The organism is Parabacteroides distasonis (assembly GCF_004793765.1).
GTDB lineage: Bacteria > Bacteroidota > Bacteroidia > Bacteroidales > Tannerellaceae > Parabacteroides > Parabacteroides distasonis_A.
Map to the genome: position 1 here is coordinate 46009 of NZ_SRYM01000015.1, position 19907 is coordinate 65915.

The following is a 19907-nucleotide window of genomic DNA, read 5'->3' on the forward strand; positions in this document are numbered from 1 at the left end:
ACATATGGGTATGAAAATACGTTCTTTATTTATCGGTATGTTACTGCTTCTTGTTTTGATGGGAGCATGTAATTCTGGTTCTGTGATGACTCAAGCTACGGGCTTCGCATATGAGGTTGTCGTAGTTATGGATCAAAAGGATTGGAAAGGTTCTGCGGGTGAAGCTATAAAGTCTGAGTTGGCCTCTTCAGTGCCCGGACTGCCGCAAGCTGAGCCTTCTTTGAAGATTACTTACGTGCAACCAAAGGATTTTACAGGCCTGTTACGGTATGTAAGGAATATATTGGTGGTTACGATAGATCCTACCGTTTATACGAAAGTTTCTGTAGGCTACGAGAATAATGTTTGGGCTAGAGGACAGGTAGTTGTTTCGCTGAAAGCTCCTGATACGGAGTCGATCGTCGAGTATTCAAAGACCCATGAGAAGGCGTTGGTCGATTTCTTCGTGAAGGTGGAGATGAATCGTGCGATAGAGCAATTACAAAAGGAGTATAGTATGGTGGTTATGGATAACCTGAAAAGCGACTTAAACGTGATGTTAAACGCTCCGGCAAACTTTACGTACTATAAGGATACGACTGATTTCTTCTGGTCTTCCAATAACGCTAACACGGGTCGTATGGACTTGATCGTATATACTTTTCCTTATACAGACCCGAATACGTTTACGGAGGAATATCTGGTCGCTAAACGAGATTCTGTATTGAAGGCGAATCTGCCGGGTTCATTTCCGGGTTCCTATATGCAGACGGAAATGCGTGCGGGAGTGGAGTATACGCCAATAACCTTAAATGGTAAATATTGCGGCGTAATGCGCGGTCTGTGGAGAATGCAAGGCGATATGATGGGAGGCCCGTTCGTAAGCCACACCCGTTTGGATGAAAAGAATCATCGTGTGGTTGTAGCGGAGGGATTTGTGTATGCTCCGGAGACAGACAAGCGTAATTTCATGCGTAGAATGGAAGCTTCCTTGTTTACGTTACGTTTACCGGGTGAATTCGATGAACCGGTAACAGAGACATTGGATATCCCAAAAGAGAAAAGGTAATAAACAAACAAAATATATGGAAGAACGACTGATTAAAGTGGGGATCACCCACGGAGATATAAATGGTATTGGCTATGAGGTGATATTAAAAACTTTTTCCGATACCCGCATGGCGGAGCTTTGCACGCCGATCATCTATGGCTCGTCCAAGATTGCCGCCTATCACCGGAAGGCATTGGAGCTTCCTCCTATCAATATGAATATTATTTCACATGCGGAGGATGCGGGAGTAAACCGAGTGAACATTATTAACTGCGTGGAGGACGAGACCAGGGTGGAGTTGTCTAAATCTACGCCGGTTGCCGGGGAGTCGGCTTTCAAGGCATTGGAAGCGGCGGTTACGGATATGAAACGGGGAGTCGTGGATATACTGCTTACCGCCCCGATCAATAAGCATAATATCCAGAACGAAGGTTTCCATTTTCCCGGGCATACCGAGTATTTGGAGAAATGCTTCGATGGTTCGGATAAAAAAGCCTTGATGATCTTGATGAAAGATGATCTTCGTGTCGCTTTGGTGACAGGACATATGCCATTGTCGCAAGTAGCGTCTTCCATCAATGCGGGCGATATCGTGAAAAAGCTGCGTATTTTCAATCAGTCGCTAAAGCAAGACTTCGGTATCGTGAAGCCACGTATCGCAGTTCTTTCCTTAAACCCTCATGCCGGTGATGCTGGATTGCTGGGTACGGAAGAGGAGACGATTATCATACCGGCAATGCAAGAGGCCGAGAAAAAAGGCGTAATGTCATTTGGCCCTTATGCGGCTGACGGTTTTTTTGGTGCGCAGATGTATGATAAATTTGATGGTGTCTTAGCGATGTATCATGATCAAGGGCTCGCTCCTTTCAAGACGTTGGCGATGGATGACGGGGTGAACTATACGGCAGGATTGCCGATTGTACGGACTTCTCCAGCGCATGGGACAGCTTATGACATCGCTGGGCAGAACGTGGCCTCGGAAGAGTCGTTCCGCCAAGCCTTATATGCGGCGTTGGATATCTATCGGAACCGGTTGCGTTATCAGGAGGCTACTGCCAACCCGTTGCGTAAGCAATATTTCGATAGGGGAGGAGATAATGAGAAATTGGATTTGACGAAAGATGACGATACGGACAGATTATAGTAGATCTTTCCGGACAAGTTTCAATAAATACATAAAATGTCATGTTAATAACAAATGGATGTTATTGACATGACATTTTTGTATGGAGCATGGGACGCTTTTTGGTTTTAAACTTTTAAGATAGGAAAAGTTTGCGTAAGTTTGCGGTTTAAAACGAAAATTACGATTATGTTTAAAGACAAAACGATAGTATATACATCCGGAACGTTTGATATGTTCCATTATAATCATCTTCGAATGATCAATTACGCCCGTAGTTTGGCGGATATATTGATTGTAGGGGTTAGTACAGATGAGTTGGTCTCTTCTTATAAGGCGAAGCCGATCATTCCGTTCCATGAACGTTTGCAGATCATCGAGGCGTTGAAGACTCCCGATATCGTTATACCACAACATTCTTTGGACCACACGGAAATCGTGAAGAAACTGAATATCGACGCTTTCGTGGTAGGTGATGACTGGTTCGGGAAGTATGACTATCTGAAAGATTTAGGTGTTCAGGTATTTTATTTCCCTTATGGAACGGGAGTTTCCTCCTCGAACCTGAAAAAAACGATACATGATTCTTATGAGGCGAATCTGACGACCCAACGTCAGGCGAAGCCGGAAACAGTGAAAGGATTTGCCGCTAAATAACGATCGGTTTCATGGATAAATTTATTTTAATTACCGGTGGGACAAAAGGGATAGGAAAGGCGGTATCGTTCTGCTTAGGGAAGGCCGGATATAACCTTATATTGACTTACGCTTCCGACCATGCGGCGGCTGAGGAGGTACGTAGTGAGTTGGTGGATCGTTTCGATATACAGGTTTCTATTTTGCGGGCCGATATCTCGGATCGGAGTACGATCGGGGTTATCGATTCGTTCTTGGAGGAGAATAGGCTATGTCTGGACGGCCTTGTGTTCAATGCCGGAATGACTTGCCGTGATCCTTTTGAGGAACTCTCATTCGAGGATTGGGATCGAGTTTTCTTTGCGAATGTCCATTTCCCGGTTTTCCTTTTACAGAAGCTTGTTGGTGGACGGATTAATAAGGGAGGAAGTATCGTGTTTACGGGTTCCTTGATGGGGATACAGCCTCATTCGGTATCCTTGGCATATGGAGTGACGAAAAGTGCGGTTCATGCGCTGGTCAAAAACATGGTGAAGTTCTTGGCTCCCTATGCACTGCGTGTGAATGCAGTGGCTCCCGGTTTTGTTGATACGGAATGGCAGAAAACAAAGCCTGCCGAGATCCGTCGGAATATAGAGAACAAGGTCTCTTTGGGACGGTTCTGCGACCCGGATGAATTGGCGGAAGTTTATAAGATGTTGATAGAGAATAGTTATTTTAATGGCGAGGTAGTCGTTGTGGATGGCGGTTACTCGTATAAATAAGAAACAAATGAGCGAGTTGGATAAGGAATACGAAGCATCGTTAAAGTCAATAGAAACAGAGAATAAGATAGACCGAATTTTTTATCGCCCGATAGGTTTTCGTATTGCTCGTATGTTGCGAGGTACGGGGATTACCCCGAATATGATTACGGTTATCTCGATCTTCGTGGGTGCGGCGGTCGGATTTATGTTTTATCGCGATAACCTGACATATAATATCTGCGGTATATTGTTGTTGGTATTTGCCAATATCCTCGACTGCGTGGATGGGCAGCTGGCACGTCTTACCGGAATTAAGTCTGCGATCGGGCGTATCTTGGACGGGTTCGCCGGGGATATTTGGTTCGCTTCGATCTATATCGGATTCGCTCTTCGTCTCTCGCATGATTACGGTACGGACTGGTTCTTTGCCTTGGCGGTCTTATCCGGTCTGTCTCATTTAGTTCAAGCGAATATCACGGATTACTATAAGACGCTTCACCTTTATTTTATCAGTAAGGATAAAGGCTCGGAGTTTCAGTCTTTGGAGCAGGTGGAGGCGAAACACAAGGAGATGAAGTATGGTATTAACAAGTTCTTCTATTTCTTATATCGTTGGTATACGATGTTGCAAGTAAAGGCTACGCCTACCTTACAAAGAATGTTACAAAATTTGCATGCGAAGTATGGGGATGATATACCGGAGAATATCCGTATAGACTTTCGTAAACAGAGTCGTCATTTAATGCGTTACATAGACTTGTTGACTTTTAATGGCCGGACGATAGTTATGTTTGTGATCGTACTAACGGGACAGGTATGGGCTTATTACCTATACGAGATCATCGTGTTGAACATCGTACTAGCGATAGTGATGAAGAAACACGAGAAGATGTGTGCCTCGTTTTTAGGATAAAGTATGAAGAAGAGTGTAGTTGACATTTATGATTTGCAAGAGATGGCCCCGTTCTTCAAGGGGCGAGTGGGGACATGGTTGGGTAAGTTGCTGATAAAGTGCTTACGTGTGGATCTGGTTAATAAGGTACATGCCCGGAATTGTCATTTACGGGGCGCAGAGTTTACTTCCGCCTTATTGCACGATCCTATTATTGATCTCCGCTATGAGGTTCATAATAAAGAGATTTTAGATCATCTGCCGGAAGGAGCTTTTGTTACTGTTTCCAACCATCCGATCGGGTCGTTGGATGGAATCATGTTGATTGATATTTTCGCTTCCCGCCGTCCGGACTTTAAGGTGATGGTGAACGGCATCTTGACCAAGATCGGGGCGATGGAGGATAATTTCATATCCGTGGTGCCCGATTCCCACAAGCGGGGGGCGAATCCGGCGAATGTTAATGGCGTGCGACTATCCCTGCAACGCTTGAAAGAAGGCCATCCGATGGGTTTCTTCCCCGCTGGAGCGATCTCTTTTTATAATAAAAAAGAGAAACAGGTGCGGGATTTATCGTGGGCGCATAGCGTGATCCGCTTGGTTCGTAAGGCGAAAGCGCCGGTATATCCTGTTTATTTTGATTTCCAAAATACCCATTTCTTCTATTGGCTAGGGAATATCAGCTGGCAAATACGTACCTTGCGTATTCCTACCGAAGCTTTCAATAAGCGTGGAAAGAAAGCGGATGTATATATCGGTGAGCCTATCTCACCGGAAGAGATCTCCGCCATCCCGGAAGACAAGGATCTTGCCGAGTTCTTGTATAAACGTACATATGGTGCTAAAAAATAAGAAACGGCCGATAGAATCTGTTATCAATAGTGGTAGTTTGAATTAAGATTTGTAATTTTGGCAGAGTAACTGAAATAATTACAGATTTTAAAAGTGAAAGAGTGATGAAGGTTGATGTACAACAGATAAAACAGCGTTTTGGGATTATTGGTAATAACCCAGGATTAAATCGTGCGATCGACGTTGCGCTTCAAGTGGCGCCAACCGACTTGTCTGTTCTTATTACAGGAGAGAGTGGAGTCGGGAAGGAGACTTTCCCGCAAATTATTCACCAGAACAGTCAGCGTAAGCATGGACAATATATAGCCGTAAACTGTGGCGCCATTCCGGAAGGGACGATAGACTCGGAGCTTTTCGGGCACGAGAAAGGTTCTTTTACCGGGGCATTGGCCGATCGTAAAGGATATTTCGAGGTAGCGGACGGTGGAACGATCTTCTTGGATGAGGTCGGAGAGCTGCCAACTCCTACGCAAGCACGCTTGCTTCGTGTGTTGGAGACAGGTGAGTTTATCAAGGTTGGTTCCTCTAAGGTACAGAAGACGAATGTGCGTATCGTTGCCGCTACGAACGTGAATTTAGTGCAGGCGGTTTCGGAAGGTAAATTCCGTGAGGATTTGTACTATCGTTTGAATACGGTGCCTATTCAAGTGCCCCCCTTGCGGGAGCGTCCGGAAGATATCATCTTATTGTTTCGTAAGTTCGCCGGCGATTGCGCCGAGAAATACCGGATGCCGCCGATCCGCTTGGATGATGAAGCCCGTCAATTATTGGTTTCTTACCGTTGGCCGGGTAACGTGCGTGAGTTGAAAAACATCACGGAACGTATCTCCGTGATTGAGGAGAAACGGGATATAACGGCAGATGTCTTGCGTCTTTATCTACCGAACTTGAACGTTGAGAAATATCCGGTATTGGTGAAGCAAGATCCGGATCAAAAGATATTTAACAGCGAGCGGGAGATTCTTTATCAAGTCTTATTCGATATGAAGAAGGACGTGAACGAGCTAAAGAAATTAGTGCATGATATCATGGGAGGGAATATCCCGATGCCGACGGTGGTGGACGATACCCCTTATGCGCATCCGATCCATCCGGCGGCAGTTCATCCGATGCCCCCGACGATCCAAGATGCCGAGGATGTGGAAGAGGAGACTTTATCCTTGGAAGAGGTGGAAAAGGAGATGATCCGTAAGGCTCTGGAGAAGCATAACGGGCGGCGGAAGAACGCTGCGGCCGACTTGAAGATATCGGAACGTACGTTATATCGAAAAATCAAGGAATACAATTTGGAATAATAATATGCTAAAGAAGATTGTCAACATACGTTTGTCGGCAGCCAATTGGCTTATACTTTCATTTTTGACGGTATTGGCTACGGCTTGCTCTATCTCCTATAAGTTTAATGGTGCCTCTATCGATTATACGAAGGTGAAGACCATTACGATTCGTGATTTCACGAACCAAGCTCCCTACGTGAACCCGACCCTTGCGCCGCAGTTTACGGAGGATTTGAAGGATATTTATATCCGTCAGACCCGTCTGCAGCTGGTTCCGAGCAATGGCGATCTTGAGCTGGAGGGTGAGATTACTGGTTACGATTTCGCTCCAATGGCCGTGAAGGAGGATGCTATCGCCTCGCAGACGAGGTTGACGATCACGGTGCGGGTTCGTTACTCTAATCGGGTTAACCCGGACGAGGATTTCGAGCAGTCGTTCTCCGCTTACCGCGAGTTCGACAGTAACTTGATGCCGCAGCAGGTAGAAGGTACATTATGCGAGGAGATTATTGAGGAAATAGTAGACCAAATCTATAACGCTACGGTTGCCAATTGGTAGAATGAGGGCGGAGGATTTATATCGTTTGATGGAGAAGCCTTCGGAATTGACCGAGGGTACTCTTCTTGAATTGCGACGAATCGTGGAGGATTACCCGTATTTTCAAGTGGCACGGATGCTTTATCTAAAGAATCTGGCTGTATTAAATGATATGAGTTTCGCCTCGGAGCTGGAGAAGATGGCGATATTCTTGCCAGACCGGAAAAAGCTGTTCCAACTGATAGAGGGAGACAAATATGGTTTGAACTCCCGTGTGGAGCATGAGCCGGATATGCGAAAAGAGGATGCTTTCTCCTTGATAGACGCATTCCTCTCTAACCGTAACGAGGAACCGGAGCGTAAGAAAGAGGCTCCGTTCTTGTTTCAACCATCGGTATCGTCGGACTATATGTTTTGGTCTTTATCGGAGGAGGAAGAGGAGAAGCCATCAGGCGAGGATACGGAGAATAGGCTTCGACATCACGACTTGATCGACTCGTTCATTAAAAATGATCAACAGCGTATGCCGGGTAGCGGGCTGGAAATCCGTGAGGAAAACAGCCGTGCGGAGACTCCTGAATCGGTGAAAGACTTGGATGATGAGCGGTCCAAGTCGTTGGAAGACTCGTGCCTTACGGAAACTTTAGCCCGGATTTATATAAAACAAAAGCGATATGATAAGGCTTTGCAAATTATTAAAAACTTAAGCTTGAAATATCCAGAAAAAAATGTTTACTTTGCAGACCAAATCAGATTTTTGGAAAAGTTGATTATTAACACTAAAAAATAAAACTAAGATGTACGTATTTATTTCTATCTTAATCCTGATTGCCTCTATACTATTAATCTTGATCGTGTTGATCCAGAATTCAAAAGGTGGAGGTTTGGCTTCAGGATTCTCTTCTTCTAACCAAATCATGGGTGTACGTAAGACCACAGACTTTTTGGAGAAAGCTACTTGGAGTTTGGCGGGTACCGTAATCGTATTGAGCATCTTGATTACCGCATTTATCCCCAGAGCAGAGTATGCTACTCAATCTGAGATCAGACAACAAGTAAATGAAGCTATCTCTATCGATCCGAACACGATCGCTCCAGACTTTGGTACAGCGCAACAACCGGCAGTTCCGGCAGAGGAAGCTCCCGCTACTACTACACCTGCGGAGGAAAGCAATAAGTAAGATCCGATTCGAAAATGATATAAAAGCCATGTCCGATAATAAAGGATGTGGTTTTTTTTGCGCTATCTCAAGCGAAAACTTCCGCAGGGATTGATCTTTTCACATAGGTGAAGAGATCGTATCACATAGGTGAAACGATGGTATCACAAGGGTGAAAAGATCTCTTCACTTACGTGAAAAGATTATAAGGAATAGATGTTTCTTATACTTTGATAGAAAAAAATGATTAGTTTCATGAAATATTGTTCGTACATTTGTTAACTATAATAAGAAAAAGTATAAATACTCTGATATGGATATGATAAATTTTGATGGATTGTTGATCGGTATCGCTACATTTTTGATTATCGGTCTGTTTCATCCGGTAGTCGTGAAGGCCGAGTATTATTGGGGGACGAAGTGTTGGTGGATATTCCTTGTCTTGGGAATTTTAGGGGTGATAGCTTCCCTGTTTATAGACAGCGTGTTTGTGTCCGCTATTTGCGGCGTATTCGCCTTCTCATCGTTCTGGACGATCAAGGAGATTTTCGAGCAGGAGGAACGCGTGCAGAAAGGCTGGTTCCCTCGGAATCCGAAAAGAAAATACCCTTGGGACGATAATGAGATTTAATAAATTCTTTTCGTATCTTTGCCCTCGTGAAAGCGATATAAAAGCAATAAAGCTATGAGGACAAAGAGAAAAAAGCAAGATCCGTTAGTCGAGTACATAAAGGCTAACCGGAAAGGCAGTCGTGAGGCCGAGTTAGAAAACCACGGCAGGCCGGTCAGTCATAATCGGATTCATGTATCGAAGAAAGTTTATAATCGTAAAAGAATGAAGGCAGATGCCCAGAGGCATCTGCCTTATTTGTTTTTAGCGGCCTAAAAGAAGACCTTAGTTCGCTGTATTGTTATTGATCGGTGTCTTTTCCTTGAACCACTCCACTAGTATCCCATTCTTGAAGCTTAGGATGTAGTAGCCTTCAGAGTAGTCGGCTATCGTCATGGTGACCGTCTTATAACTGATACTCTCTATGGGGCCGTCTGGGGTTATTCGTGCGCCAGCCGACTCAAAATCTTTTCCTAGTATCGATATAACCTTTTGCTTGGTCATCCCTAGCTCTATCTTATGCATCCGGTTGTCCATTTTATAAGGATTCATTACCGTAGCGCATCCCATCAATAGGAACATTGTCAGCAACACGTATATCCCTTTCACCATCTTCATCTCTCTTTTTGTTATTTGTTGTATTGGGGGCTAAAGTAGACATTATCCCGGATATATAGTATCGTGAGGATATAAAAAAAGAGGAAAACCTTTCGATTTTCCTCTTTTCCTAGAGCGGAAGACGGGGCTCAAACCCGCGACCCTCAGCTTGGAAGGCTAATGCTCTATCAACTGAGCTACTTCCGCAATATGTATTCTTTCGATTTTCGAAAGAATTGGTTCACATAGTGAACTGATCAATTAAGGTGGGCAGTGATGGATTCGAACCACCGAAGGCGAAAGCCAGCTGAGTTACAGTCAGCCCCATTTGGCCACTCTGGTAACTGCCCCCTTGTTCTTAATTGCAGTGCAAAGGTACGATTTATTTTGAAACCTGCAAGCGTTTAGGCTGAAAAATTTACCATTTTTATTGCGGTAACCGCTGCCTCATCCCCTTTATTGCCATATCTACCTCCCGCACGATCCTCGGATTGTTGCATGGTATTGGTTGTTAACAGGCCGAAAATGAAAGGGATATCGTACATTAAATTCAATTCTGTAATGCCTTGCGTAACGCCGGAACAAACGTAATCAAAATGTGGTGTATCACCTCTTACGACGCATCCCAGAACGATCACGGCGTCTAATTCTTTTGTCTCGGCCAATCTTTTGGCTCCAAAAGTCAGTTCAAAACTACCCGGAACCCGTTTAACTACGATGTTTTCCGGTTTCACTCCGTGCTTTTCAAGCGTGTTGCAAGCACCTTCCAATAACTTCTCGGTAATGTTCTTGTTCCATTCAGCGACGACAATGCCGATGTTCATCTCTGAAGCATCGGGTACGCTGTTGAAATCGTACTCGGATAAATTCTGATAAGCTGTAGCCATACTTGTCTCTTTAAAAGAAGAGGATGCCTTGTTTGACCGAGACATCCTCTGTTATACTATATAATATACTGTTTATTTACTTTCCTGCCGAAGCGCGGGTGATATACTTGTCGATATCGGATGCCTCCATGGAAGTGTAATACTTGTCCTTGATAGTTGTGTAAGCCTTTACAGCCTTGTCGTACTCTTTCAAGTTCTCGTAAGCGATACCGGCCTTCTTCAAGTAAATAGGGCTGATTACCTCATTGTCGGCCTCCTTTGCGGCTTTCTCGAAATAGCTGATTCCTTCTTTCGTATTACCCATGTTCACGTAGCAGTCACCGATCAAACCTGTAACCGCCGGAGATACCATTGGGTCCTTTCCGCTGAAAGATTTCAATAAATCGATCGCTTTCTGCGTATCGCCCATCTTGTAGTAGCAGATACCTGCGTAAGCCTTCGCCAAGTTTCCGGCGTCCGTGCTTCCATATTGGTCGATGATAGCCTCGAAACCTTCATAGTCCGCTCCATTACCGTTTAAAGCCAGGGCGAAAGAATCTCTGGCAAAGTATTGCTCGCCCTTGAACATGGCGGCAGCCGCTTTTTTCTCCTGAGGAACTAAATAACCATGCTTGATTCCCAAAACAGCTCCAACAACGAGTGCGACAGCTATTATACCGTAAATAATCTTCTTTGAATTGTTTTCAATGAATTGCTCCGATTTGGAGACAATCTCTTCTACTTCTAACTCCTTGTTGGTGTCCTTTTCTTTAGTAGCCATAATGTGTTATAGTTATTTATTAATTTTATCGCTGTTCTGAGCCATACCATACGGTTGGCGATTCAAAGCGCAAAAGTAGTTTTTTTTGCTGATATAATCTATAACTTAGAAGTATATTTTTTAATTTTGTGCGATTAATACGGTTTAGATGATACTTAGGAAGCTTTCTGTTCTCAATTACAAAAATATACTTCAGTCCGAGGTTGTTTTCTCGCCCAAGATGAATTGCTTTTTCGGCAATAACGGGATGGGGAAGACGAATCTATTGGACGCCATTCATTATCTCTCGTTTTGCAAGAGTCATATTAACACGCCTGATAGCCAGATAATAAACAGCGATCAAGATCTTTGCGTGGTACAGGGTAACTATGATTATGAGGGACGTGAGGAGGAGATCTTCTGTGCCATGCGGCGCAGGCAACGCAAACAGTTCAAACGGAATAAGAAGGAGTACGACAAGCTGTCCGAGCATATCGGCCTATTACCGTTGGTCATGGTCTCTCCGGCTGATGCCGACTTGATCCGGGGTGGAAGCGATGAGCGACGCCGTTTTCTGGACTTGATCATCTCGCAGCAGGACAAGCCTTATTTGCATGCGCTTATCCAATATAATAAAGCGTTGCTCCAACGGAATACCTTGCTGAAGGATCAAAGCATGGATGCCTCTCTTTATGAGGTGCTGGAGATGCAGCTGGGTATGTACGGCCAAATAGTTTACGAGAAGCGGAAAAAGTTGGTGGAGGATTTTACCCCGATCTTTAATGAGTATTACCAGACGATCTGCGGCTCTGCCGAGGAGGTCGGGCTACATTATATCTCGCAATTGGAGGAAACGGAACTTACCGGAAAATTGGCGATGAGCCGGGAACGGGATCGTATATTAGGTTATACCTCTTCCGGTATCCATAAGGATGAGCTGGAAATGACGTTGGGCGGGTATCTGATTCGCCGGGTTGGTTCGCAAGGACAGAATAAGACGTATCTGATAGCTTTGAAACTCGCTCAGTTCGCTTTTTTGAATAAACGAGGACAGACTACACCTATCTTGCTCTTGGATGATATTTTCGATAAACTGGACGCCTGCCGTGTGGAGCAGATCATCAAACTGGTCAGCGAGAATGGCTTCGGGCAGATTTTTATTACGGATACGAACCGGAAGTACCTGGACGAGATCTTATTGGCTATGAATCATGACTATGCCCTCTTCCGTGTGGAACGTGGCGGGGTACAACCTATGGAGGAATAAGGGTGCAGAGAAGGAATACGCAGACATTAGGCGAGGTGCTTCGTGACTTTTTCGAGGATAATACCGAATTGTACGAGAAAATGATGGAGATCCGGGTTCAACGTGGGTGGGGAGAGGTATTAGGGCCTACGATCATGCAGTATACACGTAATGTATATGTACGTGATAAGGTGCTTCATGTTTCATTGACTTCCTCCGTACTCCGTAGTGAGTTGACGCTTTGCCGGGAACGGTTGGTGAAAAGCTTGAATGATTACGCAGGTGCCTCGGTCATTACCAACATCGTTTTTCATTGAGTGTGGCTTTAGCATCCGCAATATTACTTACTAGGCCAAGTAATATATACTGCCCAGCCCCGGTAAGTATATATTCTGCGGAGAGATCAATAGATGGTGTCTTCTGTTATTACGTAATCCATTTTCTTGTCGAGTGGCTCTACCGGGACTTGCGGTATCATCTGGAACCCGAAGCATATGCCAACCTTGGGAGCGTTGAGCGTGGAAAGAAGGCGGTCGTAGAATCCCCTTCCTCGTCCCATGCGGTTCTTGTCTTTATCAAAGGCGACTCCGGGCACGATGATCAAATCGATCTCATTCTTTGGAACTTCTATGCCGTCCGCCTTAGGCTCTAATATCCCGAAAGGTCCGGGTTTTAGGGATTCCGGTCCTTCGTAAAGAAGCAATCTCAAATCATCACCAACTATCAAGGGCAACAGAAGCTTTTTCTTTTTGTACCATTTCTCAATAAAGCCGGCGGTCTGTACTTCTCCTGCTATAGCGTGATAAAGGGCGATACAAGAAGCCGCTTGGAACAGTTCCGTCTGTTCCAAACGTTCCATGATCTTATCCGATAGCTCGCACAAGGTAATCCTCGAATATCCTTTCTTTCGAGAGGCCATATCTTTTCGTAGGGCCTGCTTGACTGTGTAAGTCTCCATTCGCTGATTGTTTTAATAGTTCCGCATTCGGTACGGATTTTCCCTCTTGCAAGATCTTGATCGCACGTAATAAGGTAACGTCATCTTTTAGGAAAATGGGGTAGAAGCCCGCCTCGTCGAAGAAATTCCTTACGATATATGCTTGCAATTGGTTCTCGATTAACTTGCCGGATATATTAATTAATGTAGGACGTCTCTTGATACCCTTGATAGCTGCGAAGTTCACGAAATCGGAAAGGAGCGGTTGTTGCTGCAAGTGATTATATAATTCCTCCCAAGTCTTGAATGAGCCGAGTTTCTCCCGGTGGCGATCCGAGTACTCGAGCGCATATAGGTAAAGGACGCCGCTATTTACCACATTTGAGTAGTAAGAGGTAACGCCGCTCGTGTCACGAGGGATAAAGATATCCGGCATGATACCGCCCCCGCCGTATACGGTACGTCCACCTACGGTTTGGTATTTCAAAGAATCATCCATCTTGATGCTATCGGCCGAGTCGAATTCGCCGTGCATATATCGGTTATAGATATCTTGGTCGTAAGCATCCGTATTACCCATCTCATATTTCTTCTGGATACAGCGACCGGATGGCGTGTAATAACGGGCGATGGTCAATCGCATCTCGGAACCGTCGCTCAATGACATTTGGGTTTGTACCAGACCCTTGCCATAAGTTCTTCGTCCGATAATCGTACCACGGTCGTTATCTTGGATCGCTCCGGAGAAGATCTCACTGGCGGAAGCCGAGATCTCATCGGTCAATACTACGATCGGGGCGTCTTTACAAGTTCCGGTTCCGTTCGCATATACGTCGGAGCGGGGGAACGACTTACCTTCCGTGTAGACGATCAAGCGTCCTTCCGGCATAAACTCGTTGATCATATTGATAGCGGCATCCATATATCCACCCGTATTACCTCGTAAGTCGACCACGAAAGAGGTACAGCCCGCTTGTTTTAACTTGGCGATCGCCGTGATGAACTCATTATAAGTATTTCGGGCGAATTTGCTAACCTTAATGTAACCTATACCTTTAGCCGCCTCATAAGAAACGTCGACCGAATTAACAGGGACGTCTCCACGGGTTACGTCAAAATAGAGCAACTCGGGGGAGTTTCCTCGCTGTACGCCTAGTTTCACCATACTGTTCTTTGCGCCCCGAAGTGTCTTCATGATCTCTCCTTGGTTCTTTTTCTTTCCGGAAAAAATAGAATCATTGATCGAGATGATCCGGTCGAATGGCAGTAAACCTGCTTTCTCCGCAGGACCACCGCTAATTACGCTGATCACTAGGATCGTATCGGTTTGCATATTAAATGATACGCCAATGCCACTGAAAGAACCTTCCAGCTCCTCATTTACCACGGAAGCGTCTTCTGCGGGAATATATACGGAGTGAGGGTCTAATTCACTGAATATTTTCGGGATCGTACTCTCTACCAATTTAGACATGCTAACCGTGTCAACATATTGCTCGTCGATGATGTCCAAGATGGCATTTATCTTGTTGCCGCTGGAGTAGGATCGTTTCTTTCCTTGACTGATAGATAAATAATGGTTCCCAATAAAGATACCTAAAGCGATACTAGCCGCGATGATAACCGGAAGCCATACGGTCAGTCTTTTGTTTTTATCCATAAAAACGTTTTATTTATTCGTTCAAATCTATATAATCTACTATGATACCGGCACGCTTCAATAATTCGCAGCCGTCCGCTATGCGATAATTCTCGGAATAGACCACTCGCTTGATCCCGGATTGTATGATTAATTTCGCACATTCGATGCAAGGGGAGGAGGTAACATAAATGGTCGCTCCTTTACTGCTGTTCGATGAGGCTGCCACTTTTGTGATGGCGTTAGCCTCCGCATGTAGAACATAAGGCTTGGTGACATTGTTCTCGTCTTCGCAAACGTTTTCAAAACCGGCGGGTGTTCCATTGTATCCGTCGGATATGATCATTTTATCTTTTACTAATAATGCGCCCACTTGGCGTCGTTTACAGTACGAATTCTCGGCCCAGATAGCGGCCATTTGCAGGTAACGTTTGTCTAATTCGTGCTGTTTTTCTGTTTTCTCGCACATTTGTTTAGTCATTTGTCTTTTAATCCAGACACAAAGGTAGTGATTATTTAGATTTACCGGGCGATAAGCCCGGTAAATTATTACTTCTATTTAATGCCGTTACGGATTAATAAGGCGTCTATCGTAGGTTCTTGTCCACGGAAACGCTTGTATAATACGGCGGGATCTTCCGTGCCACCTTTGGATAATATATTGTCACGGAAAGATTTTGCGACCTCTTTGTTGAAGATTCCTTTCGACTTGAATACGGAGAATGCGTCGGCGTCTAATACCTCGGCCCATTTGTATCCGTAATAGCCTGCCGCATATCCTCCGGAGAAGATATGTCCGAAGCTGGTGCCCATCAAAGCTTCCGGTACTTCCGGTACGATTACTGTTGGAGCCCAAGCTTTTTTCTCGAATGCCGCTACGTCACCGTCGAAAGGTTGTTCCAACGTATGCCATGCCATATCGAGCAAGCCGAAGCTTAATTGGCGGCAGCAAAGGTAGCCGGCGTTGAAGTTGGAGGCGTCTACCAATTTTTGTACAAGTTCTTGGGGTATCTTTTCTCCGGTCAGATAATGGACGGCTATTTGGTCTAGGAACTCTTTTTCGGTCAACCAGTTCTCCATGATTTGTGAAGGCAGCTCAACAAAGTCTTGGTACACGCTGGTTCCGGATAGGCTTGCGTATGAACCTTGCGCTAACATACCATGCAGAGAGTGACCGAACTCGTGCAAGAAGGTCTCGACCTCATCGAAAGTCAACAAGGAGGGCTTTGTCTCGGTCGGTCGGGTGAAGTTCATCACGATGATTACTTGTGGGCGGCTGTCTTTCCCGTTCTTGTCCTTATACTGTGATTTTACGTTATTCATCCATGCGCCAGACTGTTTTCCTTCACGTGGGAAGAAGTCTGTGTACAGGATGGAAAGGAACTTTCCGTCGGCATCATACACCTCGTATGCGTCAACCTCCGGATGGTATACCGGTATCTTTTTGTTTTCCTTGAACGTGATCCCATAGAGCTGGGTAGCCAGTCCGAATACGCCTTTCTTTACGTTGTTCAACTCGAAATAAGGACGGGTCATCTCATCATTTACGTCGAACAGGATATTTTTCAGTTTCTCAGAGTAGTAACTCCAGTCCCAGGGCATGACGGCGATGTTTTGCTTCTCCATACCCATGGCGATCCCTTGTACCATATTATATTCATTGATGGCGACAGGCTTGTAGGCATTCAATAGCTGGTTCAATAGGTTGTAGACGTTCGCCGGGGTCTTGGCCATCTTATGTTCCAATACGTATTCTGCGTAATTCTTATGTCCCATAAGTCGTGCAATCTCCAATCGGATGTTTACTATTTTCTTGATGATCTCCCGATTGTCGAACTCATCCCCTTTGTTTCCTACGCTCATGTTGGCACGGTATAGTTTCTCCCGGAGATCCCTCCGGTCTGAGTAGCGCATAAAGGGCACATAGCTGGGAGCCGAAAGGTTGACCAGCCATCCCTTTTTCCCCTTTTCCTTCGCAAAGGCGGCAGCCGCTTCCCTGGTACTTTCCGGCAGGCCGGAAAGATCGTTTTCATTGGTGAGCAACATTTCGTAACGATTCTCGTCTTTTAGCGTGTTTTGATCGAATTGAAGAGTCAACAGGCTTAGCTCCGTGCTTAATTGGCGGTATCTTTCCTTATCTTCCTTGTTTAAGGTAGCTCCTCTTTTCTTGAAAGACTGATACGTGTCTTCCAACAACATGGCATCTTCGGTAGATAGATTCAATTGGCTTTTTCGCTCGTAGATGGATTGGATTCGGTTGAATAGCTTATCGTTTAGGTAGATATTGTTGGAAACCTCGGATAGTTTCGGAGATACCCGTTGCGAGATCTCCATCATCTCATCGTTCGCTTCTGCGCTTAGTACGTTGAAGAATACGGAAGATACAGTCGTCAACATTTCGCCGCTACGCTCCAGCGCCACGACCGTATTCTCGAAAGTAGCGAGGTGTGGGTTGTCGGCTATCTCTTTCACCTCTTTGTCCATGCGCTTGATGGCCTCATCGAAAGCCGGCTCGTAGTGCTCCGTCTTGATCTTATCGAAAGGAGGGGTTTCGAACGGAGTTTTAAACTTCCCGAAGAAAGGGTTATTTGCTGCGTGTGTCATTTGAATTGCACTTAATAAAATTACTACATTATATAATAACTTTCTCATATTAAAAATTGTTTGAAAAATTTTCCAAAGGTAGGCATTTTAATCACAGGAACATTATCGGTATCTGTTTTTATATTCAGATTGATTTAAAATAAGAAATAGAACATTTCCTATAACTAAACCTAGGCCTGTTTTTGAGGAGCTATATCTCGATTTTGAGCATTGATGAATATGATGACAGGATTGGTTTAACAAAATTTTATATGTTTGATAACACTCCTTTAGAGCACCTTTCTTTTTAAAGCATTGATCTATAAGTTTATTGTAGAAGAAGGATGCCATTTTTTCTAAATAAATATAAAAGACAGTTTGTTTTTTTAGTTATTAAATAATACTTTTGATTCTCGGAAACGAAAATAATTTCATTTTGATATTAAAGAAAGTAACTTAAAACCCAAATACACATATGAGTTATCTTAAATTTGACAAAACAGTAATGATAAACCTGGAAGAGTCGTTGACTCGTGAGGTGCTTCGAACCAACCGTTTGGGAGCCTATCACTGCACTACTGTTGTTGATTGTAATACCAGGAAATACCACGGACTACTCGTTATGCCTGTGCCTGCGATTGATGATGACAACCATGTGTTACTGTCTTCTTTTGATGAGACGGTAATTCAACATGGTGCCGAATTTAATCTTGGGTTGCATAAATATGCAGGCGATAATTTTAGTCCCAAAGGGCATAAGTACATCCGCGAGTATAGCTCAGAGACAGTACCTCGTACGCTTTACCGTGTAGGAGGGGTGATCTTCTCGAAAGAGAAAGTGTTTTCTATGTACGAGAATCGTATCATGATCAAGTACACGTTGGAAGATGCTCATTCCGCTACGACCTTACGTTTCCGTCCTTTCCTCGCTTTCCGTAGCGTGAAGAACTTAACGCAAGCCAATGGCAACGTGAACCAATCTTATGAGGAAGTCACAAACGGAATCAAGACATGTATGTATCCCGGTTATCCGGAACTGTATATGCAATTTAACAAGAAAGTTAAGTTTGTGTATGAGCCGTATTGGTACAATGGCATCGAGTATCCGAAAGAACAAGAGAGGGGATATCCTTATCAAGAGGATTTGTATGTTCCCGGATATTTCGAGGTTCCTATCAAGAAAGGTGAGACTATTATTTTCAGCGCTGGCGATAGTGCCGTGGCAACTACCCGCCTGAAGGCTTTGTATGAGCACGAGGTTGTAGCTCGTACGCCTCGTACTAGCTTCTTCAATTGTTTGAAAAATTCAGCGCAACAATTTTATTTCCGTCCAAAGGAAGACGACGCCTATTTATTAGCGGGCTATCCATGGTTTAAAGTACGTGCGAGAGATTTGTTCGTAGCTCTTCCGGGAAGTACGTTATCTATCGATGATCCGGTTCGTTTCGAGAAGATCATGCATACGGCAATGCCTGCGATCCGGTCGTATATGGAGAATGGGCGTTTCGATGCGGTGATTCGTGAGATCGAGCATCCGGATGTCTTTTTATGGGCAATCTGGGCGATCCAACAGTATGCTAAACATGAGAGCATTGAAAAAGCACGTGAACTATACGGCGATATCGTGAAAGAAATTATCGATTATATACGGGATCAGAAACATCCCGATATAAAATTGATGGAGAATGGTTTACTTTTTGCTAATGGAAAGGATAAGGCGATTACTTGGATGAATTCTACCGTAAACGGAAAACCTGTCGTATCTCGTTCCGGTTATATAGTGGAAATTAACGCTCTTTGGTATAATGCTCTTTGTTTTTATACAGAATTGATGGGTGGAGTACCTGTCGAAGGTATTGATCCGATTATCAAGTCGATGGATAAATCGTTCCCGGAAACGTTCGTGAATGGGTATAATTATTTGTTCGATTCTGTAAATGGTTCTACGGTAGATTGGAGCGTACGGCCTAATATGATTTTTGCAGTGGCATTGCCTTATTCCCCATTGACGAGGATGCAGAAACGCGCCGTGGTGGATATCGTGACGAAAGAATTGCTTACCCCGAAGGGCTTGCGTTCCTTGAGTCCGAAGAGCGAAGGATATCGCCCGTATTATGTAGGGCCGCAATATGAACGAGATTTGGCTTATCACCAAGGTACTGCTTGGCCGTGGTTGTTAGGCGCCTATTTGGAAGCTTATTTGCGTGTATTCGGAAAGAGTGGCGTTGCTTTTGCTGAACGTATGTTGATAAGCTTGGAGGAGGAGATGTCATTGCACTGTATCGGGACAATCCCGGAATTGTTTGATGGTAACCCGCCGTTTACCGGGCGTGGAGCTGTCTCATTTGCGATGAATGTTGCGGCTATCCTCCGTGTTGTGGATTTGTTGAAGAAGTATAACGCCGAATAAAACTA

22 protein-coding genes and 2 tRNA genes are annotated in these 19907 nt (G+C 44.6%); 15 read left to right on the forward strand and 9 right to left on the reverse strand.

The annotated features are described in order from the left end of the window. Window positions 1–10: 10 nt before the first annotated feature. The 12 genes from E5342_RS07460 to E5342_RS07515 all read left to right on the forward strand — a co-directional run bounded on the left by E5342_RS07460 (window position 11) and on the right by E5342_RS07515 (window position 9140). A complete protein-coding gene (locus tag E5342_RS07460; protein WP_121736170.1) occupies window positions 11–1048 on the forward strand; it encodes a DUF4837 family protein in 1038 nt (345 codons plus the stop codon). A gap of 16 nt (window positions 1049–1064) precedes the next feature. Next, complete coding sequence (gene pdxA, locus E5342_RS07465) at window positions 1065–2174, forward strand: 4-hydroxythreonine-4-phosphate dehydrogenase PdxA (protein ID WP_121736114.1); 1110 nt, start codon at window positions 1065–1067, stop codon at window positions 2172–2174. Window positions 2175–2342: 168 nt separating this feature from the next. After that, on the forward strand, window positions 2343–2810 hold the full coding sequence (locus E5342_RS07470) for an adenylyltransferase/cytidyltransferase family protein (protein ID WP_121736115.1): 468 nt from the start codon (window positions 2343–2345) through the stop codon (window positions 2808–2810). A gap of 11 nt (window positions 2811–2821) precedes the next feature. After that, window positions 2822–3553 (forward strand): SDR family NAD(P)-dependent oxidoreductase, encoded by a 732-nt coding sequence (locus E5342_RS07475; protein WP_135959128.1) that lies wholly within the window; start codon window positions 2822–2824, stop codon window positions 3551–3553. A gap of 7 nt (window positions 3554–3560) precedes the next feature. Continuing rightward, window positions 3561–4448 (forward strand): CDP-alcohol phosphatidyltransferase family protein, encoded by an 888-nt coding sequence (locus E5342_RS07480; RefSeq protein ID WP_121736171.1) that lies wholly within the window; start codon window positions 3561–3563, stop codon window positions 4446–4448. A gap of 3 nt (window positions 4449–4451) precedes the next feature. Next, window positions 4452–5279, forward strand: coding sequence for a lysophospholipid acyltransferase family protein (locus E5342_RS07485; RefSeq protein ID WP_121736117.1), 828 nt, complete (start codon window positions 4452–4454; stop codon window positions 5277–5279). A 104-nt stretch (window positions 5280–5383) separates the two neighbouring features. Further along, window positions 5384–6574 carry a sigma-54 interaction domain-containing protein gene (locus E5342_RS07490; protein ID WP_202036754.1) on the forward strand — a complete coding sequence of 397 codons (1191 nt, stop codon included), beginning with the start codon at window positions 5384–5386 and terminating at the stop codon, window positions 6572–6574. A 4-nt stretch (window positions 6575–6578) separates the two neighbouring features. Then, complete coding sequence (locus tag E5342_RS07495) at window positions 6579–7115, forward strand: LptE family protein (protein WP_005861582.1); 537 nt, start codon at window positions 6579–6581, stop codon at window positions 7113–7115. A gap of 1 nt (window position 7116) precedes the next feature. After that, a complete protein-coding gene (locus tag E5342_RS07500; protein WP_121736119.1) occupies window positions 7117–7884 on the forward strand; it encodes a hypothetical protein in 768 nt (255 codons plus the stop codon). A gap of 7 nt (window positions 7885–7891) precedes the next feature. Beyond that, window positions 7892–8275 carry a preprotein translocase subunit SecG gene (secG, locus tag E5342_RS07505; RefSeq protein WP_121736120.1) on the forward strand — a complete coding sequence of 128 codons (384 nt, stop codon included), beginning with the start codon at window positions 7892–7894 and terminating at the stop codon, window positions 8273–8275. Window positions 8276–8567: 292 nt separating this feature from the next. Then, complete coding sequence (locus E5342_RS07510; RefSeq protein WP_121736121.1) at window positions 8568–8885, forward strand: DUF4491 family protein; 318 nt, start codon at window positions 8568–8570, stop codon at window positions 8883–8885. A gap of 54 nt (window positions 8886–8939) precedes the next feature. Beyond that, complete coding sequence (locus tag E5342_RS07515) at window positions 8940–9140, forward strand: hypothetical protein (protein WP_121736122.1); 201 nt, start codon at window positions 8940–8942, stop codon at window positions 9138–9140. A gap of 9 nt (window positions 9141–9149) precedes the next feature. Here the strand turns inward: E5342_RS07515 and E5342_RS07520 are convergent, their stop codons facing one another. From E5342_RS07520 to E5342_RS07540, 5 genes are all read right to left on the reverse strand, one after another. Next, entirely contained in the window at window positions 9150–9482 is a 333-nt protein-coding gene (locus tag E5342_RS07520) for a hypothetical protein (protein WP_008774115.1), read from the reverse strand. 113 nt (window positions 9483–9595) lie between these two features. Continuing rightward, window positions 9596–9668, reverse strand: a tRNA-Gly gene (locus E5342_RS07525). Between the two features lie 60 nt (window positions 9669–9728). Then, window positions 9729–9811, reverse strand: a tRNA-Tyr gene (locus E5342_RS07530). A 54-nt stretch (window positions 9812–9865) separates the two neighbouring features. After that, window positions 9866–10348, reverse strand: coding sequence for a 6,7-dimethyl-8-ribityllumazine synthase (ribH, locus tag E5342_RS07535; protein ID WP_135959129.1), 483 nt, complete (start codon window positions 10346–10348; stop codon window positions 9866–9868). 76 nt (window positions 10349–10424) lie between these two features. Beyond that, the gene (locus E5342_RS07540; protein ID WP_135959130.1) at window positions 10425–11108 is read right to left on the reverse strand and encodes a tetratricopeptide repeat protein; all 684 of its coding nucleotides are present in this window, start codon (window positions 11106–11108) and stop codon (window positions 10425–10427) included. Window positions 11109–11256: 148 nt separating this feature from the next. Between E5342_RS07540 and recF the strand changes: the two genes are divergently transcribed. Together recF and E5342_RS07550 are read left to right on the forward strand one after the other, a co-directional pair. After that, window positions 11257–12354 (forward strand): DNA replication/repair protein RecF, encoded by a 1098-nt coding sequence (recF, locus tag E5342_RS07545; protein ID WP_121736124.1) that lies wholly within the window; start codon window positions 11257–11259, stop codon window positions 12352–12354. Between the two features lie 2 nt (window positions 12355–12356). Continuing rightward, on the forward strand, window positions 12357–12650 hold the full coding sequence (locus tag E5342_RS07550) for a DUF721 domain-containing protein (protein ID WP_121736125.1): 294 nt from the start codon (window positions 12357–12359) through the stop codon (window positions 12648–12650). A gap of 86 nt (window positions 12651–12736) precedes the next feature. Here E5342_RS07550 and E5342_RS07555 read toward each other — a convergent pair whose 3' ends face one another. The 4 genes from E5342_RS07555 to E5342_RS07570 all read right to left on the reverse strand — a co-directional run bounded on the left by E5342_RS07555 (window position 12737) and on the right by E5342_RS07570 (window position 17561). After that, window positions 12737–13252: a 5-formyltetrahydrofolate cyclo-ligase gene (locus E5342_RS07555; protein WP_236651395.1), complete on the reverse strand. Its 516-nt coding sequence runs from the start codon at window positions 13250–13252 to the stop codon at window positions 12737–12739. Continuing rightward, window positions 13197–14930, reverse strand: a complete 1734-nt coding sequence (locus E5342_RS07560; protein WP_121736127.1) for a S41 family peptidase — start codon at window positions 14928–14930, stop codon at window positions 13197–13199. Before E5342_RS07560 ends, E5342_RS07555 begins: the two co-directional genes overlap by 56 nt. Before the next feature lie 13 nt (window positions 14931–14943). Then, window positions 14944–15378, reverse strand: a complete 435-nt coding sequence (locus E5342_RS07565; protein ID WP_121736128.1) for a deoxycytidylate deaminase — start codon at window positions 15376–15378, stop codon at window positions 14944–14946. Between the two features lie 86 nt (window positions 15379–15464). Next, window positions 15465–17561, reverse strand: a complete 2097-nt coding sequence (locus tag E5342_RS07570; RefSeq protein WP_121736129.1) for a M3 family metallopeptidase — start codon at window positions 17559–17561, stop codon at window positions 15465–15467. A gap of 406 nt (window positions 17562–17967) precedes the next feature. Between E5342_RS07570 and E5342_RS07575 the strand changes: the two genes are divergently transcribed. Further along, a complete protein-coding gene (locus tag E5342_RS07575) occupies window positions 17968–19902 on the forward strand; it encodes a glycogen debranching enzyme N-terminal domain-containing protein (RefSeq protein WP_135959131.1) in 1935 nt (644 codons plus the stop codon). The last annotated feature ends 5 nt before the right edge of the window (window positions 19903–19907 follow it).